Here is a 16866-nt window from a genome sequence, read left to right as displayed (position 1 = left end):
ATGACAGCACACGAAAATAAAATTGTAGGCGAAGGTCTTACTTACGACGACGTCCTTTTAGTACCAGCATTTTCTGAAGTGTTACCAAGGGAGGTAAACATTCAAACTAAATTTACACGTAACATCACTATAAATATTCCTGTAGTTTCTGCAGCAATGGATACCGTTACCGAAAGTAAAATGGCAATTGCCATGGCTCAAGAAGGTGGTATCGGTGTGCTTCATAAAAATATGACTATCGATCAACAAGCTGAAAAAGTACGTAAAGTAAAACGTGCTGAAAGTGGAATGATTATAGATCCTGTGACCTTACCTCTAACCGCTAAAGTTTCCGACGCCAAGCAAAATATGGCAGAGCATAGCATTGGAGGGATTCCAATTGTTGATGATCAGGGGATTTTAAAAGGAATCGTTACCAATCGTGATTTGCGTTTTGAACATGCTAATGACCGACCAATCATTGAGGTTATGACAAAAGAGAATTTAGTCACAGCATCGGTAGGAACCTCATTAAAAGATGCAGAGAAAATTCTTCAGCAAAATAAAATTGAAAAACTACTGATTGTTGACGAAGATTATAAATTAAAAGGTTTAATTACTTTCAGAGATATTACTAAAGTCACTCAAAAACCTAATGCTAATAAAGATCAATACGGAAGACTTCGTGTTGCAGCTGCCATTGGAGTTACAGGTGATGCCGTTGACAGAGCCTCAGCACTTGTGAAAGCTGGAGTTGATGCTGTGATTATTGATACTGCTCATGGTCATACCAAAGGTGTGGTGATGGTGTTAAAAGAGATTAAAAAGAAGTTTCCTAAACTGGATGTTATTGTCGGTAACATTGCGACTGCTGAAGCGGCTAAATATTTAGTAGATGCTGGAGCTGATGCGGTTAAAGTCGGAATTGGTCCTGGGTCTATTTGTACAACTCGTGTGGTTGCAGGTGTCGGATTCCCTCAGTTTTCTGCAGTTTTAGAAGTAGCTGCAGCCATTAAAGGTTCTGGTGTTCCTGTGATTGCTGATGGTGGAATTCGTTATACTGGAGATATTCCAAAAGCGATTGCTGCTGGTGCAGATAGTGTGATGCTTGGTTCACTATTAGCTGGAACAAAAGAAAGTCCGGGAGAAACCATTATTTACGAAGGACGAAAATTTAAGTCGTATCGTGGAATGGGTTCTGTGGAAGCTATGAAACAAGGAAGTAAAGATCGCTACTTCCAGGATGTTGAAGACGATATTAAAAAATTAGTACCTGAAGGTATCGTTGGTCGTGTGCCTTATAAAGGTGATCTGGTTGAAAGTATTCATCAGTTTATTGGCGGACTTCGAGCTGGAATGGGCTATTGTGGTGCTAAAAATATTGAAACCCTAAAGGAAACGGGTCGTTTTGTGAAAATTACTAGTTCTGGAATTAATGAAAGTCATCCTCACGATGTCACCATTACTAAGGAAGCACCTAATTATTCAAGATAATTTTTCAGCTTTAGTTTTATCCCTATTCGATAGTTATTCTCAGGAATTAACTAAAATTTAGCAATCCAAAAAACGCAATAACTGTATATTTACGCTTCAATAGAATTGTATTTATGCCAACTGATTGTTTATCGTTTAGAGACACTAACTATTTTTCATCTTTAATATGTGATTATTTAGATGAAAAGGACACTTTAAAACCATTTTATAATCGGTTTCCTAAGCTTGAGAATTTTAAGGCTCAAATTGAAGAAAAGCAGTTAAGTTTTAAGGATGAAACCAGACAGATATTAGTTGAAACTCTAAATAAGCAATACGCGAATACTTCGGTTTCAAAACTTACGCAAACACATATTGATTTACTTGAACACTCAAACACCTTTACGGTTGTTACGGGTCATCAATTGAATTTATTTACTGGTCCATTATATTTTTTCTACAAGATTATTTCGACCATAAATTTGTGTAAAGAACTAAAAGCAGCCTATCCTGATTATAATTTTGTACCGATTTACTGGATGGCTTCCGAAGATCACGATTTTGCAGAAATCAATTTCTTCAATTTTAAAGGTAAAAAGGTACAATGGAATAGAGGTGCTTCAGGAGCTGTTGGAGAATTAAATCTTGAAGGTTTGGATAAGGTTTTTGAAGTATTTGGCTCTCAATTAACTGGAACAGCTAATGCTTCCGAATTAAAATCTTATTTCAAAAACGCATATCTCAATCATTCCAATTTGGCTGAAGCCATGCATGATTTGGTAAATGCTTTGTTTAAGGATTTCGGATTGGTAATTGTTGATGGAAATGATCATGCTTTAAAGCAACAATTCATTCCGTATGTTGAAGAAGAACTTGTAAAACAAACCTCGTTTGCTAAAGTTTCTGAAGCGAATCAACAACTGAATACTTTAGAGGGAAACTATAAAATACAAGTCAATCCAAGAGCGATTAATCTGTTTTACATCACTGAAGGTATTCGTGAGCGAATCGTTGAAAATGATGATACCTTTTTTGTCAATAACACTAACATAACTTTCAGCAAGAGTGAGATACTAAAACACCTCAATGAGGTGCCAGAGCGGTTTTCGCCTAATGTAATTTTGCGACCTTTATATCAAGAAGTCGTGTTGCCAAATCTTTGTTATATTGGTGGAGGAGGCGAATTAGCGTATTGGCTACAGTTGAAATCTGTTTTTGAAAGTTATGATGTTGTGTTTCCAATGTTACTGCTTCGTAATTCAGCGTTGTTGATTACTGAAAAGCAAAAAGAAAAGTTAGACAAACTTGATGTCAAAATCTCAGATTTGTTCTTAAATCAGGATGCACTAAAGACCAAAGTCACGAATCAAATTTCAGAAGTTGACATTGATTTTTCAGAACAAAAGCAATACTTAAAGCAGCAATTTAAAGCGTTGTACGATTTAGCTGCAAAAACTGACGGTTCTTTCAAAGGCGCAGTAGCAGCTCAGGAACAAAAACAAATCAACGGATTGGAAGCTCTAGAAAAACGTTTGCTAAAAGCTCAAAAACGAAAACTTTCAGACCATCTTAATCGCATTGTTGAACTTCAAAATGAATTGTTTCCTAATCAGAGTTTACAGGAACGATATATGAATTTCTCTGAGTTTTATTTGGAATATGGATCAGATTTGATTCCGAAGCTATTCGATAATTTAAAACCATTACAAGGCGAATTTTCAATCGTTCAAGTGTAATCTGCTTATTTTGAAAGATCAACTCCATCGTACACTTCATTTACACAAAACACCAAAACGGATTGTAAGTTTGGTGCCATCGCAAACCGAATTATTAATTGATTTAGGTTTAAAAGATTCCATTGTTGGAGTGACTAAGTTTTGTGTGCATCCGAAACAGTTAAGAAAGGAAAAAGCTGTCGTTGGTGGTACAAAACAGGTTCATTTGGATAAGATTAGAGAGTTGCAACCTGATATCATTCTTTGTAATAAGGAAGAAAATACCAAGGATATGATTCCCGAATTAGAGCAGATTGCTCCAGTGCATATCAGTGATATTTATAGCATAGAAGACAGTTTAGAACTCATTGATATGTATGGTAATCTGTTTGATGCTCCAGAAAAAGCAAAAAACATCATTAAAGACATTAAGGCAAAATTAACCGACTTCAAAGTATTTGTCTCAGATCGAAAAAAATTAAAGGTGGTTTATTTTATCTGGAAAAATCCTTATATGGTAGCTGCTAATCAAACCTTTATAAACGAAATGCTTTCAATGAATCATTTTGAAAATAGCTATCAAGATGAAAGTCGGTATCCGGAAATCACACTTTCAGAATTTAAAGAGAAACAGCCAGACCTTATTTTATTATCTAGTGAACCTTATCCGTTTAAAGCTATTGATATAGACGAATTCAATACCGTTTGTCCAGATGCTAAAATAAAAATAGTAGATGGTGAAGCCTTTTCCTGGTATGGTTCCAGACTATTAAAAGCGTTTGATTATTTTAAAGCGTTACAAAAATCACTTTAGTTTTGTTGAACTGTACTTAAATCTCTCATTAAAAATTTAAGCTTATTCATTTTGTGTAGCAGTTTAATGGCCTTGTATTCTGAAAAGTCACTTAAAGCAGAATCTGTTTGTCTGAAGTTATAGGCTTGTTCAACAAGTGATTTGTATCGTCTTAGTAACGAATTTTGATTGTCGATAATTTTTTGTGATGGCTTCATTACTAAAACATTGAGCTATTAAATGTATGTAAAATATTTATACTAAGCAAAAAAAAATCGACCTTAAAATTAAGACCGATTTTTTAACTAACTTTTTCTAATTCAAATAAAGGTGAAGATAAATTCCTTTGCTAACTTTTACAAAGATGAAGTAAATTAGATAGACTAATGTTATGTTAATATTAGCATTACATTAAGAATCATTTTATAGCTTTATTGAACAACTACAATCCAATCCATCATGAAAAGATTATTCCTCTCCATTGCAATTTTATGTTTTATAACGGTTCATGCGCAAACAAAACCTTGTAATTGTTGTACCGAAAAACATGCTGAATTCGATTTCTGGGTAGGTGAGTGGACCGTTACGAATCCGGATGGATCTCCAGCTGGAACTAATTCTATTATAAAGATTCAAGACAATTGTATTCTTCAGGAAAACTGGACAAGCGCCAAAGGAAACTTTACAGGAACCAGTCATAATTTCTACAATTATAAAACCAAACAATGGGAACAAATCTGGGTAGATAACCAAGGTCAAAGCTTACATCTTAAAGGTAACCGAACGGGCAATCAAATGATTCTTCAAACTGATGAAGAGACCAATAAAGACGGAAAGTTATTTTATCATCGCGTCACTTGGACACTAAACGAAGATGGTTCTGTAAAGCAATATTGGGAAACCATTACAAATACCACAGAAGTGACAGTCGCTTTTGATGGATTGTATCAGAAAAAGTAGCTTAGTAAACAGTAAACAGTAAACAGTAAACAGTAAACAGTAAACAGTAAACAGTAAACAGTAAACAGCAAACAGTTTGCAGTATTCAATTAATGATATTAATTTTCACTAACACCTAACACCTAACACCTTAATCCTGAAGCGCAAACACCTTACGAAGTAAATCTGTTGTACGTGAACCTACTTTGGTGCGAATCTCTTTTTCTTCAACAGCAATCATCGTGTAAACACCTTTTAAAGCTTCACCTGTAACATAATCGGTAAGATCTGGATTTACATTATTTGTAAACGGAATAGCATTGTATTTATTAATCAAATTTGCCCAGATTTGATCGGCTCCAACCTTACTAAAGCTAGAATTAATCACAGGCTTAAATTTGTTGTACAATTCCGTTTGTGTTTTTGTTGTTAAATATTGTGTAGCTGCATTATCACTTCCTAGTAGAATGTTTTTAGCATCATCAAATGTAATCTCCTTAACGGCATTTACAAATATTGGAGTCGCTTCTTTAACTGCGTCTTCAGCAGCTCTGTTTAATACTTTCAAGCCTTCGTCAGCCAAATTATCTAAACCAATATCACGTAACCCCTTATCTACTTTCTGTAATTCTTCTGGTAACAAAATCTTTACCAGTTCATTTTTAAAAAAACCATCAGTTTGTGTAAGTTTACTAACCTGCTTGTCGATTCCAAAATCCAACGCTTGACGTAATCCTGCAGCCATATCAGCATTGCTTAAAACAGATCCTGTTTGTGGTAGCTGGTCAACAACACTTTGTAATTCAGCGCAGGCTGTAAGATTAAAAATAAGTACTAAGGCTAATAATTTACGCATCATGATTTTAGGTTTTTAAATGTATGGCAAATATAGGTATTTGCTCACTAAAGTTGAATGAATAGCCAACATGATTTAAGACACAAAATTAATTATTAGGTCACATTTACAATACCGTAAAAATTAAGTATTAAACAATCCGAAATCTTTGAGGGCTTCTTTTGAAAATTCCGTAAATTTGTGTCCGTTTAAACTCATAATTTTACGAATGAAGCAAGTCGCACCATATCACCCGAAACATAAAGTAAGAATTGTAACTGCAGCATCTCTTTTTGATGGCCATGATGCCTCAATCAATATCATGCGTAGAATCATTCAAGCGACAGGAGTTGAGGTGATTCATTTAGGTCATGACCGAAGTGTTGAAGAAGTGGTCAATACAGCCATTCAGGAAGATGTGAATGCCATTTGTTTAACCTCTTATCAAGGTGGTCATAATGAGTATTTTAAATACATGCACGACCTTCTGGAAGAAAAAGGCGCTGGACATATAAAAATCTTCGGAGGTGGTGGAGGCGTTATTTTGCCTTCGGAAATTAAAGAATTAATGGATTACGGAATCGATCGTATTTATTCGCCTGATGATGGAAGAGAAATGGGATTGCAAGGCATGATTAACGATCTGGTTCAACAGTCTGATTTTGCCATTGGTGAGACTTTAAATGGTGAAATTGAAAACCTTCCGAAGAAAAACCCTAAAGCGATTGCTCGTGTGATTTCATCTGCGGAAAACTTTCCGGAAGTGGCCAAAGCAACGCTTGATAAAATCCATACTAAAAATAAAAAATCAAAAACACCTGTTCTCGGAATTACTGGAACTGGTGGTGCAGGAAAATCGAGTTTAGTTGATGAACTCGTGCGTCGCTTCTTAATCGATTTCCCAGAAAAAACAGTTGGTATTGTATCTGTCGATCCTTCAAAACGAAAAACAGGAGGTGCGCTTTTAGGCGATCGTATTCGAATGAATGCCATCAACAATTCCAGAGTGTATATGCGAAGTTTGGCAACTCGTCAATCTAATCTAGCTTTGTCAAAATATGTTAATGAAGCGGTTGAAGTGTTGAAAGCTGCCGAATTTGATTTAATCATTTTAGAAACCTCTGGTATTGGTCAATCTGATACCGAAATTATAGAACACAGTGATGTCTCACTTTATGTGATGACGCCGGAATTTGGAGCAGCTACACAATTGGAAAAAATCGATATGCTTGATTTTGCCGATTTGGTAGCCATCAATAAATTTGATAAACGTGGCTCATTGGATGCTTTGCGTGATGTAAAAAAACAATACATGCGTAACAATAATCTTTGGGATACGCCTCAAGATCAGTTACCAGTTTTTGGAACCATTGCGTCTCAATTCAACGATCCTGGAATGAACACGCTTTACAAAGCGATTATGGATAAGCTGGTTGAGAAAACAGATACCGATTTAAAATCGACGTTTGAAATTTCAGATGAAATGAGCGAAAAGATTTTTGTCATTCCTCCAGCGCGAACACGTTACTTATCTGAAATTGCTGAAAACAATCGCGCTTACGATAAAACAGTTAACGAGCAGGTTGAAGTGGCTCAAAAGCTCTACGGCATTTATAAAACGATAGAATCGGTTGTTGGCAGCACACCAAAACTTGATAAAGCAGGAATAGACAGTGAGTCCGTCAGTTCGAGCGCAGTCGAGAACAAGGACTTTGTAAGAATGCTTGTATCAGAATTCGATCGTGTCAAACTCAACCTAGATCCTTACAATTGGGAAGTCATTACGGGTTGGGAAGAAAAAGTCAATAAATACATAAACCCGATTTACTCGTTTAAAGTTCGTGGTAAAGAAATCAAAATAGAAACACATACCGAGTCCTTGTCGCATACCCAAATCCCGAAAGTGGCTTTACCAAAGTATCAGGCTTGGGGAGACATTTTACGATGGACTTTGCAAGAAAACGTGCCAGGAGAGTTTCCGTATACAGCAGGATTATATCCATTTAAACGTACAGGTGAAGATCCAGCACGAATGTTTGCTGGTGAAGGCGGACCAGAACGTACCAACCGTCGTTTTCATTATGTAAGTATGGGCTTGCCAGCAAAGCGTTTATCTACAGCCTTTGATAGTGTCACACTCTACGGAAATGATCCAGATCACAGACCTGATATCTACGGAAAAATTGGAAATGCAGGTGTTTCTATCTGCTGTTTAGATGATGCCAAAAAATTATATTCTGGTTTTAATCTGGCTGATGTGATGACTTCAGTAAGTATGACGATTAATGGTCCTGCGCCAATGTTATTAGGCTTCTTTATGAATGCAGCGATTGATCAGCAATGTGAGATTTACATTAAAGACAACGGACTGGAAAAAGAAGTAGAAGCTAAAATTGCAAAGCTTTACAAAGGTAAAGTTCGTCCATCATACAATGGCGACTTGCCAGAAGGAAACGATGGTTTAGGTTTGATGCTTCTTGGTGTCACAGGAGATCAGGTGTTGCCTGCTGATGTGTATAATGATATAAAAACCAAAACCATTGCTCAGGTTAGAGGAACGGTTCAGGCTGATATTTTAAAAGAAGACCAAGCACAGAATACTTGTATTTTCTCTACGGAATTTGCTTTACGACTCATGGGAGATGTTCAGGAGTATTTTATTCAAAATAATGTTCGAAATTTCTATTCAGTATCGATCTCAGGTTATCATATTGCTGAAGCTGGAGCGAATCCAATTTCGCAATTGGCATTTACCTTATCTAACGGATTTACTTACGTAGAATATTACTTATCGAGAGGCATGGACATCAATAAATTTGGTCCGAACCTGTCGTTCTTTTTCTCTAATGGAATCGATCCAGAATATGCAGTAATTGGTCGTGTGGCTCGTAAAATCTGGGCAAAAGCCATGAAACATAAATATGGCGCCAATCCGAGAGCGCAGATGTTGAAATATCATATTCAAACCTCTGGTAGAAGTTTACATGCTCAGGAAATCGACTTTAATGACATTCGTACAACGCTTCAAGCTTTGTATGCTATTTACGATAACTGTAATTCATTACATACCAATGCCTATGATGAAGCCATTACCACACCAACTGAAGAATCGGTTCGTCGTGCCATGGCCATCCAATTGATTATCAATAAGGAATTAGGCTTAAATAAAAATGAAAATCCAATTCAAGGCTCATTCATTATAGAGGAGTTAACCGACTTGGTAGAAGAAGCTGTGTTGTTAGAATTTGATCGCATTACCGAACGAGGAGGCGTTTTGGGTGCTATGGAAACCATGTACCAACGTAGCAAGATTCAAGAAGAAAGTTTGTATTATGAAACTTTAAAACACAATGGTCAATTTCCAATTATTGGTGTGAATACGTTTTTAAGCAGTACAGGATCTCCAACGGTTTTACCTGCGGAAGTGATTCGTGCTACGGAAGAAGAAAAGCAATTTCAGATTCAAACTTTAGAGAATTTACATAAAGCAAACGACACAAAACAATTGCTAAAAGACTTACAGCACAAAGCCATTAACAATGAAAACATTTTTGAAGCTTTGATGGATGTTTGTAAGGTGTGCTCTCTTGGAGAAATTACTTCAGCCTTGTTTGAAGTTGGCGGACAGTATAGACGAAACATGTAAGCAGGATCCCGATTTCTCAAAGCAGAGCGCATGAGAAATTGTGAATATCGCTTATGCTGAGCGTAGTCGAAGCATCTCTGAATTCCAATTTTAAATGAAGCATTCAAAAGTGTGTGAGGCGCTTATCCTGAATTCTCCGACTGTCATCCTAAACTTGATTGAGGACCTCCTAAATAAAAATATTCCCGAGTTTCTGCTTGGGATTTTTTGTTTTAAATAGTAATCATTTATATCTGTTCTCACTATATAAATTCATGAGTTTTAAATTATTGTTTTTGCGATATGATGTCATTTGTGATTGTGATAATATCGTATTGCAGTAAATAAAAACAATTTAAATGCCATAAAAAAGGAGTTGAAATATTTCGTAGAAACAGCCTTCCAAATAATTGTTGTAACTTGATAATCAAATAATAACCAATCAAATACAAGATTATCCTCAATATCACATGTTTAATACAATCATATAAACTTTTGCTAAAATGAATTTAGAATTTAGAACTTATACAAAAAATGATCAGCAGAGTTTAATTGATATTTTTGAAACCAATTGCCCAAAATATTTCGATGTCAAGGAGAAAAATGAATTCATTTACTATTTAGATCATTATACTGATAATAACTATTTAGTTGCTATTGCAGATAACCAAATTATTGGATGTGGAGGTCTTTATACAAGTGATATAGAACATAGAGTAGCGTGGGTAATGTTTAAAAATAATTCATTGGGAGTTAGACATCTTATAACCGTTGCAGATAAATTCTATTTTGAAATAGAAAAACGAATTATTGCTAAGAACAAGACCTTTAATATTGGCATTACGACGACGCAGTTAATGGCTTCATTATTTAGTAAGTACGGATTCGAAACCTATGACATTATTCCTGACGGGATAGGAAAAGGACTTGATGCATACTACATGAAAAAAACGGCTTCCAGCAAATCTTAAAATTTATTACTTCAGAATTTCGTATAGAATTTCAACCTGATTATTAATACTTTGGTAAGGGTTGGAAATGATATGCTTACTCTTTCTTATTGAGCTATATATATTGACAGCTTAAAAGAATACATTTAATTATTATGAAACAAGGAACTAAAATCTAGATCGAAAAACGCCTCTTTTTCAATCTTTTATCGTCTTTGGTATGAACTTAAAAACATAGATTTTGAAAACTATAGAAGTCACTAGTGACTACAATATTTGAAACATTAGGAATTTTAAAGGTAGTTAATCTTAAAGCGTCATCATCCAATGACGTTGGATGCGTTTACACTTTTTACAAAGACCTGCATAATTTATGGGTAACAATATTATAACTATTATATTAGCATAAAATTCTTACACATGAAATCATTTTTACTATCTGCATTTATATGTTTAATTTCTGTTCAGATGTCTTTTGGCCAATGGGAACCTATTAATACCAATATTAATGATGATTTCACAGGTGTTGTGTTTTTAGATAACAACGGCCTTGTATCTGGACATAATGGCTTATACTATACAACCAATTATGGTGCTAATGCATCAGACTGGACACGATTTGAAATTACGACCAATTCTGGTGATTCAGATATTTATGAAAGCACAGTGTTTTCGCATTGCTATGCCAATGATGAGACTGCTATTAATTCCGGGTTTGTTTATGCTTCAGGAGTTAATACGTTAACCAATAGTGCCGTTATTTTTAGAATAAACTTTCCGTCTTTAGACTATGACATCATTTATAATGGTGCTGCCAATACTAGGATCAATAAAATAGGTTTTAAAGAGGCTTCAGACACCTACTATGCAGTAGGTGATAATGGTTTAATCGTTGGTTTTACTGATGCGAGTCCAACGAGCTTCATCATTAATCCTTCTAGTACCGATTTTAATAATGAAGATTTTAATGCCGTGAGTTTTAACTCTAATAGGTTATGGCTCGGAACAGATGGTAAGATATTTTATGGAAATCATTATGGTACTGATAATTATATTAATTTAAGTGCTTATGATACTCCAGGTGTTAACCACGTAGGATTAGATTTTAGAAGTACGTACAACATGTATTCGGCTGGAAATAACTACTCAAGATTTTCAATTTCAACTGGAATCACCTACAATAATAGATTCGATTTTGGGGATTTAAATGCGCAAACCATGATTAATTCTAGTAACCAACATCTTATTGGTACAGATCATGGAATTTTTAAATCTACAACAAGTAATAACTATCTAGAATGGCAACCAAGCTCAAGTACATATTCCATTAAAAGCTTTTGGGACGATCCAAATGATCCTTCATTAATATATGCTTGTGGAGATAATGGAGTGCTTCTTAAAACCACAAACTTAGGTGGCGCAACTAAACCTTATATCTCATTAGATGCAATTGGACGATGTGTTGGGTCTTCGGTTAATTTTGATTTCTTTAATGGGTCTTCTAACTCGTGTAGTTGGACGCTTGATGGCACTGAATTCAATACAGGTTGTAGTGATTTTAATTATACTTTTAATACTGTTGGAAGTTATGATATTGTAGTAACTGCTGAAAATAGTTTTGGTGAGCAATCTACATTGTCAACTACCATTCATATTGTAAATCCTCCAGAAACAAATAAACCAACGACCGTTTCTGATAATCTGCTTTGTAAAGAAGAATCTATTGAAATTCAAATTGAGAATTCTGAGCCAAATGTGAGGTATGTCTTAAAAATGGTTGGAGAAAGTAACACTTATGGCACTAGTCCAATCGGAAATGGAGGAACAATCACCTTAGTGAGTGCTCCTATAAATACTGCTGGTGATTATTATTTAAGGGCAGAACATGTACTTGCAAATTGTTACCAAAACTTTTCGGATCAATTTACAATTGATGTTGAACATACAGAAGCCATTTATTTTCAATCACTAATTAATGCAAAGCAGAACGAGGTTGTTGAGTTCAATAACTATTCTGTCGATGCACAAAATTTTAGTTGGGAGTTTTCACCAAGTGCCTCGCCGTTAAATTCGAGTATGGAAAATCCTGAAGTTACCTTTTCAAATTTGGGTGAAACTACAGTAAATTTTGAATGCTGGTCTGATAATGGCTGTTATGATGAGGTAGAAAAACCTGGTCCATATATTTATGAATCTCCAGTTGGGCAAACGAGCTGGACCATACTAAATGATGGTGTCGATCCGCAATGGTCTGGTTATTATTATGATGACATTGCAGATATTGAAAAAACCCAAGACGGATTTTTAGCTTGTGGCTATTATAACGAAAATCAAACAATGGACTCTAATGTGGGAACAACGTTCACTTTTGAAGAAGGTGATAAAGGTTGCTATTTAACCAAGTATGACGAAGATGGCGCATTAAAGTGGTTAGTGAAGGTTCAATCTAATTATATTTCTTATGATGACAGAGATTCAATGTATGCAACAGTGGAAGACCAATTAGGGAATATATATGTTTGTGGTGCATCAGAAGGTACGTTCTACGATACTTTGGGTAATGCAATACCATTAAGCGGAAGTTCTGCAAATGAAAGCTTTCTGATAAAACTGAATTCTAAAGGTGAATTTCAATGGTATGTTCATGGTGCCTTTGCCGCAAAAAGATTGTTTATAGACCAAGATAATAATTTAGTAGCAACAGGATTAATAGCTAATAGTGGACAAATTTTCTTGAATGGCGTAGAAATTCATATAGCTACTGAAAATCCTGAAGGGGATTCAAGAAATAATGCCATAGTCAAATTTGCACCAGATGGCAGCGTTATTTGGGATACAGCCTTTTATAACCAAAACACTAATGGTGGAGAAATAACACATATAGGTTTTGATAGTAACAACAATTATTACATATCAGGATATTTTGAAATTTTAATTGATTTGTATTCTGTAAACAATCCAGTGCCAGAAACCTTATGGAGAGAATTTAATAATTATGGTGCAAAGTTATTTTTAACAAAATTTGATGAAAACGGTCAACTGATTTGGAAGTTGAGAAGTTATACCGACACGGAATATACCGATGGTACTCGAGCACGCTCAATGGTAACAGATGAAAATGGAAATTGTTACATTTCTGGGAGTAATGCCGTTAATAATTCGTTTATAGCAATGGACGATAACCATATTTTTGAGAATACGGATGGAACAACAACTTCAATGAATGCTGGTGAATATTTTGTTGCTAAAATAGATACTAATGGTGTTTGTCAATGGATACAAGGTGCGGAAAACACATATTATGGTTATGGATATAAAATCATAAAAAACAACGACGAAATATGTGTTTTAGGAAAAGTCTCAAACAATGGAGAAGCTATGTCTACTTCAGAATTTACAAGTAGTGATAATATAAATTATAATTTAACCATATCAGCAGACGATTACTTCATTTCCATGTATGATGAAGATGGTGTTTTATTACGTCTTATTTCTAACGGAAGTAATAATGGAAATACAATACGCCACTCTGGAAAAATTGACTTTTTCAAAGGAGAAGGTGATTATTACTTCTCAAGTATGAATATCTGGTTTTTTAATGGAGCAAATGATTTTGAAACTTTTGGAATGGTCATTCCTCAAGTTGAAGGTGAAACTGAGGGATTAATTACGCGTTTTACTGAAGAAGATGGAATTGTTCATTATAGAAACAGTCTTTCTATTGACGACTATGAAACTTCTAAATTTATGGTTTATCCAAATCCGGCTCAAACAGTAGTGTTTATAAAAACTGATGTGCCAATTAATAAAGTTTCGGTGTATAGTATTCAAGGACAAAAAGTATTCGAAAGTAGTCGCTCTAATATAAATGTAGAACACTTGTCTAGTGGGTTGTACTTTATAAAAATTGAAGGTGCTAACAATACTGAAGAGGTCAAGCAATTTATTAAAGAATAAAGTTTGACGTCTATAAAATGAACTTTAAAATAAAAGATCATTAAAAATTCTGATTGTAAAGTTTGTAGTTAAAACTTACAAGGTCATCATCCAGTGACGTTGTAAACGTTTGAATTTTTTTAACTCACTTTGAAGCAGAGCAAACCTTCCAGTATATAAGAACGCAACATTAATTTCTTTTCCTGATTAAAACCAAGGTATTGGCTTTATTAAGCCTACCTTCAGAAAAAAACAATGTCCATAGAGCGAAAAGTTCAATTAGTAGAAAATCTTTTTTCTAAATTAGAACAAGAAGCCGCTCAATTTGAGCAAGCATCAGGTTTGAGTTGCGCTGCTGGATGTGGCAAATGTTGTACGTATCCTGATGTAGAAGCATCTCCAATAGAGTTTTTGCCTTGGGCATTTCATTTATTTTTAAATGGTGAGGCAGAAAAGACCATTATTAAGCTTAATAACACCCAAAATTCAACCTGTTTCATTTATAAACCGTTATCGCTTATTAATCATGGTCGATGTAGCAATTACAAATACAGAGGCTTAATTTGTAGACTTTTTGGCTTTGCAGCCAATACTGATAAATATGGAACATTACGATTAGCAACCTGCAAAATCATCAAAGACGGTCAGGCAGATTCTTATAATTCAACTTCCGAAGCCATAGCTAAAGGATTGTATGTGCCAGTTTTTACAGACTACTATATGCAGCTAAATCAAATAGATTTTAAACTAGGTCATACCATCTTACCCATAAACAAAGCATTGAAAAAGGCTTTAGAAGAAGTCTTGCATTATTATGCCTACAGACCATCTGTTCATTTAGGAAAAGCATGTGGTTAACGCATAAAAAATCTAAAGCGTCATCATCCAGTGACGTTGTAAACGTTTAAATTTTTTTAATTCACTTTGAAGAATAGGCAAGTAGTCTTTGCCATTACTATTGCAATGTTGCAAACGGTTACAGTTTAAATGCAAACGATGTACCAAACGTTCCAGAGATGCAAAGTGTTTGTGCTTTTTATCAGAACAATGTTCGGCTTGCGCTTTTTCTATTTCTGGAGCTAAAGACTCCGATTGTTGAATGATATCTCCAGAAAAGTAAATATGTGTGTCTTCGGTACCATCAGATCGTAAATATGACAAATCCTGACCAATATAGGTCGAGATGCTTCTTGATAACACAAGAATATCCATAGCCTTTTGATAGATAGGCAGTTCAGATAAATGAGATGGGATATTATAATTCATTTTTTAATAGCAATGGTAACAAAATTAGTGACAAGTGCTGAAATTATACTTTCGATATTAAAGTAAAATTGTATATTTGGTTTAATAATTAGCGTATATTTTAAAAATACTTTAAATGCAAATCGATAATTTAAACTGGAAGATTTTAAAATGCCTGCAAGTCAATGCGCGTCAGTCTAATGCGGAAATTGGACGTCAAGTTGGCATCAGTTCTCCAGCCGTTTCCGAGCGCATAAAGAAGATGGAAGATGCAGGAATTATCCAAAGTTATAACACTTTGGTAAGTCCGTTTGAAGTAGGTTATCAACTCAAAGCCTTAATTACCTTACGTGCATTTATGGGCATGCTGAAACCGTTTTTAGAAAAAGTAAAAACCTATAACGAAGTGATAAACTGTTATCGCATCACAGGAAATGAAAATATTGTTATGGAAGTGGTCTTAAAAAACCAGAAGCACTTAGAATCCTTTATCGATCAACTGATTGTCTATGGCGAAACGAAAACTCAGATTGTGCTGTCGCACGTGATTAAGCATAATGAGGTGAAGCCTATGAAGTAGTTAAGTTGTTGAGTTGTTTAGGTGTTTGTTGTTAGTCTATTATAAGATGTGGAACAGTTTCTAAGTTCCAGTCGATCACCAAACCACCAGCTAAGCTTTCAGCAACAGCTTTTCCGTAGAGGACTTCACATAGATATAAAGCTGCTTCAAATGATTTTGCACCTCCAGCTGAGGTTATGTATTTTCCATCGTGAACAAATAAAAGATCTTTTCTGATATCCAAATTTGGAAAGCGCACTCTCATGGCATCAATATCACTGGGAAATGTGGTAGATACAGATTGGTTAAGCAATCCAGCTTGTGCCAAAACAAATGCGCCATCACAATGAGACGTTACAAATTGCGCTTCGGCATCCACACGTTTTACAAAGTTAATCATGTCTTCATCTTCTAAATCGGAATTTAAATGATGTTCAGCACTTGGTACGACGAGAATATCAATTTTTGGTAAGTCGTCTTTCAGATAATTAAAATCAGGAATAATTCGCATGCCTTCAAAAGTGACGATAGGTTCATCAGTATTGGCTACGGTAAACACATTCATCGCTTTGATTCTATCTCTAAAAATGGTGTGTTGAAAAATATCAAAAGGCGCAGTCAATTCGGTGTTGAACGTGCCATCCATAATCAAAAATGCAACATTGTATCGATTGGCTTCTAATTTTGGAAATTCTTTTTTGCTTTCGTCATGCTGAACTTGTTTCAGCATCTCATTGTTTATACTCTTCTTTTTCCCTTCTGAAGTATTACAACTTACTAAAGTTAATATTGTGATTATTAATAGAAAATGTTTCAT

13 protein-coding genes are annotated in these 16866 nt (G+C 34.9%); 9 read left to right on the top strand and 4 right to left on the bottom strand.

The features are described 5' to 3' along the window. The 3 genes from guaB to TD18_RS07825 all read left to right on the top strand — a co-directional run bounded on the left by guaB (window position 1) and on the right by TD18_RS07825 (window position 3981). Window positions 1–1473 carry an IMP dehydrogenase gene (gene guaB, locus TD18_RS07835; protein ID WP_040250907.1) on the top strand — a complete coding sequence of 491 codons (1473 nt, stop codon included), beginning with the start codon at window positions 1–3 and terminating at the stop codon, window positions 1471–1473. A gap of 113 nt (window positions 1474–1586) precedes the next feature. Beyond that, complete coding sequence (gene bshC / locus TD18_RS07830) at window positions 1587–3188, top strand: bacillithiol biosynthesis cysteine-adding enzyme BshC (RefSeq protein WP_040250904.1); 1602 nt, start codon at window positions 1587–1589, stop codon at window positions 3186–3188. Between the two features lie 10 nt (window positions 3189–3198). Then, window positions 3199–3981, top strand: a complete 783-nt coding sequence (locus TD18_RS07825) for an ABC transporter substrate-binding protein (RefSeq protein ID WP_040250902.1) — start codon at window positions 3199–3201, stop codon at window positions 3979–3981. On the opposite strand, the gene TD18_RS07820 is transcribed toward TD18_RS07825, so the two are convergent. After that, window positions 3978–4178: a Lacal_2735 family protein gene (locus TD18_RS07820; RefSeq protein ID WP_040250899.1), complete on the bottom strand. Its 201-nt coding sequence runs from the start codon at window positions 4176–4178 to the stop codon at window positions 3978–3980. The two genes, TD18_RS07825 and TD18_RS07820, sit on opposite strands and share 4 nt — an antisense overlap. A 241-nt stretch (window positions 4179–4419) precedes the next feature. On the opposite strand from TD18_RS07820, the gene TD18_RS07815 reads away from it, so the two are divergent. Next, window positions 4420–4920: a hypothetical protein gene (locus TD18_RS07815; protein WP_040250897.1), complete on the top strand. Its 501-nt coding sequence runs from the start codon at window positions 4420–4422 to the stop codon at window positions 4918–4920. A gap of 130 nt (window positions 4921–5050) precedes the next feature. Here the strand turns inward: TD18_RS07815 and TD18_RS07810 are convergent, their stop codons facing one another. Then, on the bottom strand, window positions 5051–5755 hold the full coding sequence (locus TD18_RS07810; RefSeq protein ID WP_394330403.1) for a DUF4197 domain-containing protein: 705 nt from the start codon (window positions 5753–5755) through the stop codon (window positions 5051–5053). 208 nt (window positions 5756–5963) lie between these two features. Between TD18_RS07810 and TD18_RS07805 the strand changes: the two genes are divergently transcribed. From TD18_RS07805 to TD18_RS07790, 4 genes are all read left to right on the top strand, one after another. Further along, on the top strand, window positions 5964–9380 hold the full coding sequence (locus tag TD18_RS07805; RefSeq protein WP_040250893.1) for a methylmalonyl-CoA mutase family protein: 3417 nt from the start codon (window positions 5964–5966) through the stop codon (window positions 9378–9380). A gap of 482 nt (window positions 9381–9862) precedes the next feature. Next, on the top strand, window positions 9863–10330 hold the full coding sequence (locus tag TD18_RS07800; RefSeq protein WP_040250891.1) for a GNAT family N-acetyltransferase: 468 nt from the start codon (window positions 9863–9865) through the stop codon (window positions 10328–10330). 399 nt (window positions 10331–10729) lie between these two features. Continuing rightward, window positions 10730–14266: a T9SS type A sorting domain-containing protein gene (locus tag TD18_RS07795; RefSeq protein ID WP_084205879.1), complete on the top strand. Its 3537-nt coding sequence runs from the start codon at window positions 10730–10732 to the stop codon at window positions 14264–14266. Between the two features lie 234 nt (window positions 14267–14500). Further along, window positions 14501–15103, top strand: coding sequence for a YkgJ family cysteine cluster protein (locus tag TD18_RS07790; protein ID WP_040250888.1), 603 nt, complete (start codon window positions 14501–14503; stop codon window positions 15101–15103). Window positions 15104–15115: 12 nt separating this feature from the next. Here the strand turns inward: TD18_RS07790 and TD18_RS07785 are convergent, their stop codons facing one another. After that, the gene (locus TD18_RS07785; protein ID WP_040250886.1) at window positions 15116–15511 is read right to left on the bottom strand and encodes a hypothetical protein; all 396 of its coding nucleotides are present in this window, start codon (window positions 15509–15511) and stop codon (window positions 15116–15118) included. Between the two features lie 115 nt (window positions 15512–15626). Here TD18_RS07785 and TD18_RS07780 point away from each other — a divergent pair, with 115 nt between their 5' ends. Further along, window positions 15627–16070 carry an Lrp/AsnC family transcriptional regulator gene (locus TD18_RS07780; protein WP_040250884.1) on the top strand — a complete coding sequence of 148 codons (444 nt, stop codon included), beginning with the start codon at window positions 15627–15629 and terminating at the stop codon, window positions 16068–16070. 31 nt (window positions 16071–16101) lie between these two features. Here the strand turns inward: TD18_RS07780 and TD18_RS07775 are convergent, their stop codons facing one another. Further along, the gene (locus tag TD18_RS07775; protein ID WP_040250882.1) at window positions 16102–16866 is read right to left on the bottom strand and encodes a DJ-1/PfpI family protein; all 765 of its coding nucleotides are present in this window, start codon (window positions 16864–16866) and stop codon (window positions 16102–16104) included.

Origin of the sequence: Psychroserpens mesophilus (assembly GCF_000826645.1) — a bacterium.
Lineage (GTDB): Bacteria > Bacteroidota > Bacteroidia > Flavobacteriales > Flavobacteriaceae > Psychroserpens > Psychroserpens mesophilus.
This window is presented reverse-complemented; position numbering and strand designations above follow the sequence as displayed.

Coding starts and splice junctions, on each gene's coding strand:
- guaB (WP_040250907.1), top strand. CDS start 1: ATGACAGCACACGAAAATAAAATTGTAGGCGAAGGTCTTACTTACGAC.
- bshC (WP_040250904.1), top strand. CDS start 1,587: ATGCCAACTGATTGTTTATCGTTTAGAGACACTAACTATTTTTCATCT.
- TD18_RS07820 (WP_040250899.1), bottom strand. CDS start 4,178: ATGAAGCCATCACAAAAAATTATCGACAATCAAAATTCGTTACTAAGA.
- TD18_RS07815 (WP_040250897.1), top strand. CDS start 4,420: ATGAAAAGATTATTCCTCTCCATTGCAATTTTATGTTTTATAACGGTT.
- TD18_RS07810 (WP_394330403.1), bottom strand. CDS start 5,755: ATGCGTAAATTATTAGCCTTAGTACTTATTTTTAATCTTACAGCCTGC.
- TD18_RS07805 (WP_040250893.1), top strand. CDS start 5,964: ATGAAGCAAGTCGCACCATATCACCCGAAACATAAAGTAAGAATTGTA.
- TD18_RS07800 (WP_040250891.1), top strand. CDS start 9,863: ATGAATTTAGAATTTAGAACTTATACAAAAAATGATCAGCAGAGTTTA.
- TD18_RS07795 (WP_084205879.1), top strand. CDS start 10,730: ATGAAATCATTTTTACTATCTGCATTTATATGTTTAATTTCTGTTCAG.
- TD18_RS07790 (WP_040250888.1), top strand. CDS start 14,501: ATGTCCATAGAGCGAAAAGTTCAATTAGTAGAAAATCTTTTTTCTAAA.
- TD18_RS07785 (WP_040250886.1), bottom strand. CDS start 15,511: ATGAATTATAATATCCCATCTCATTTATCTGAACTGCCTATCTATCAA.
- TD18_RS07780 (WP_040250884.1), top strand. CDS start 15,627: ATGCAAATCGATAATTTAAACTGGAAGATTTTAAAATGCCTGCAAGTC.
- TD18_RS07775 (WP_040250882.1), bottom strand. CDS start 16,866: ATGAAACATTTTCTATTAATAATCACAATATTAACTTTAGTAAGTTGT.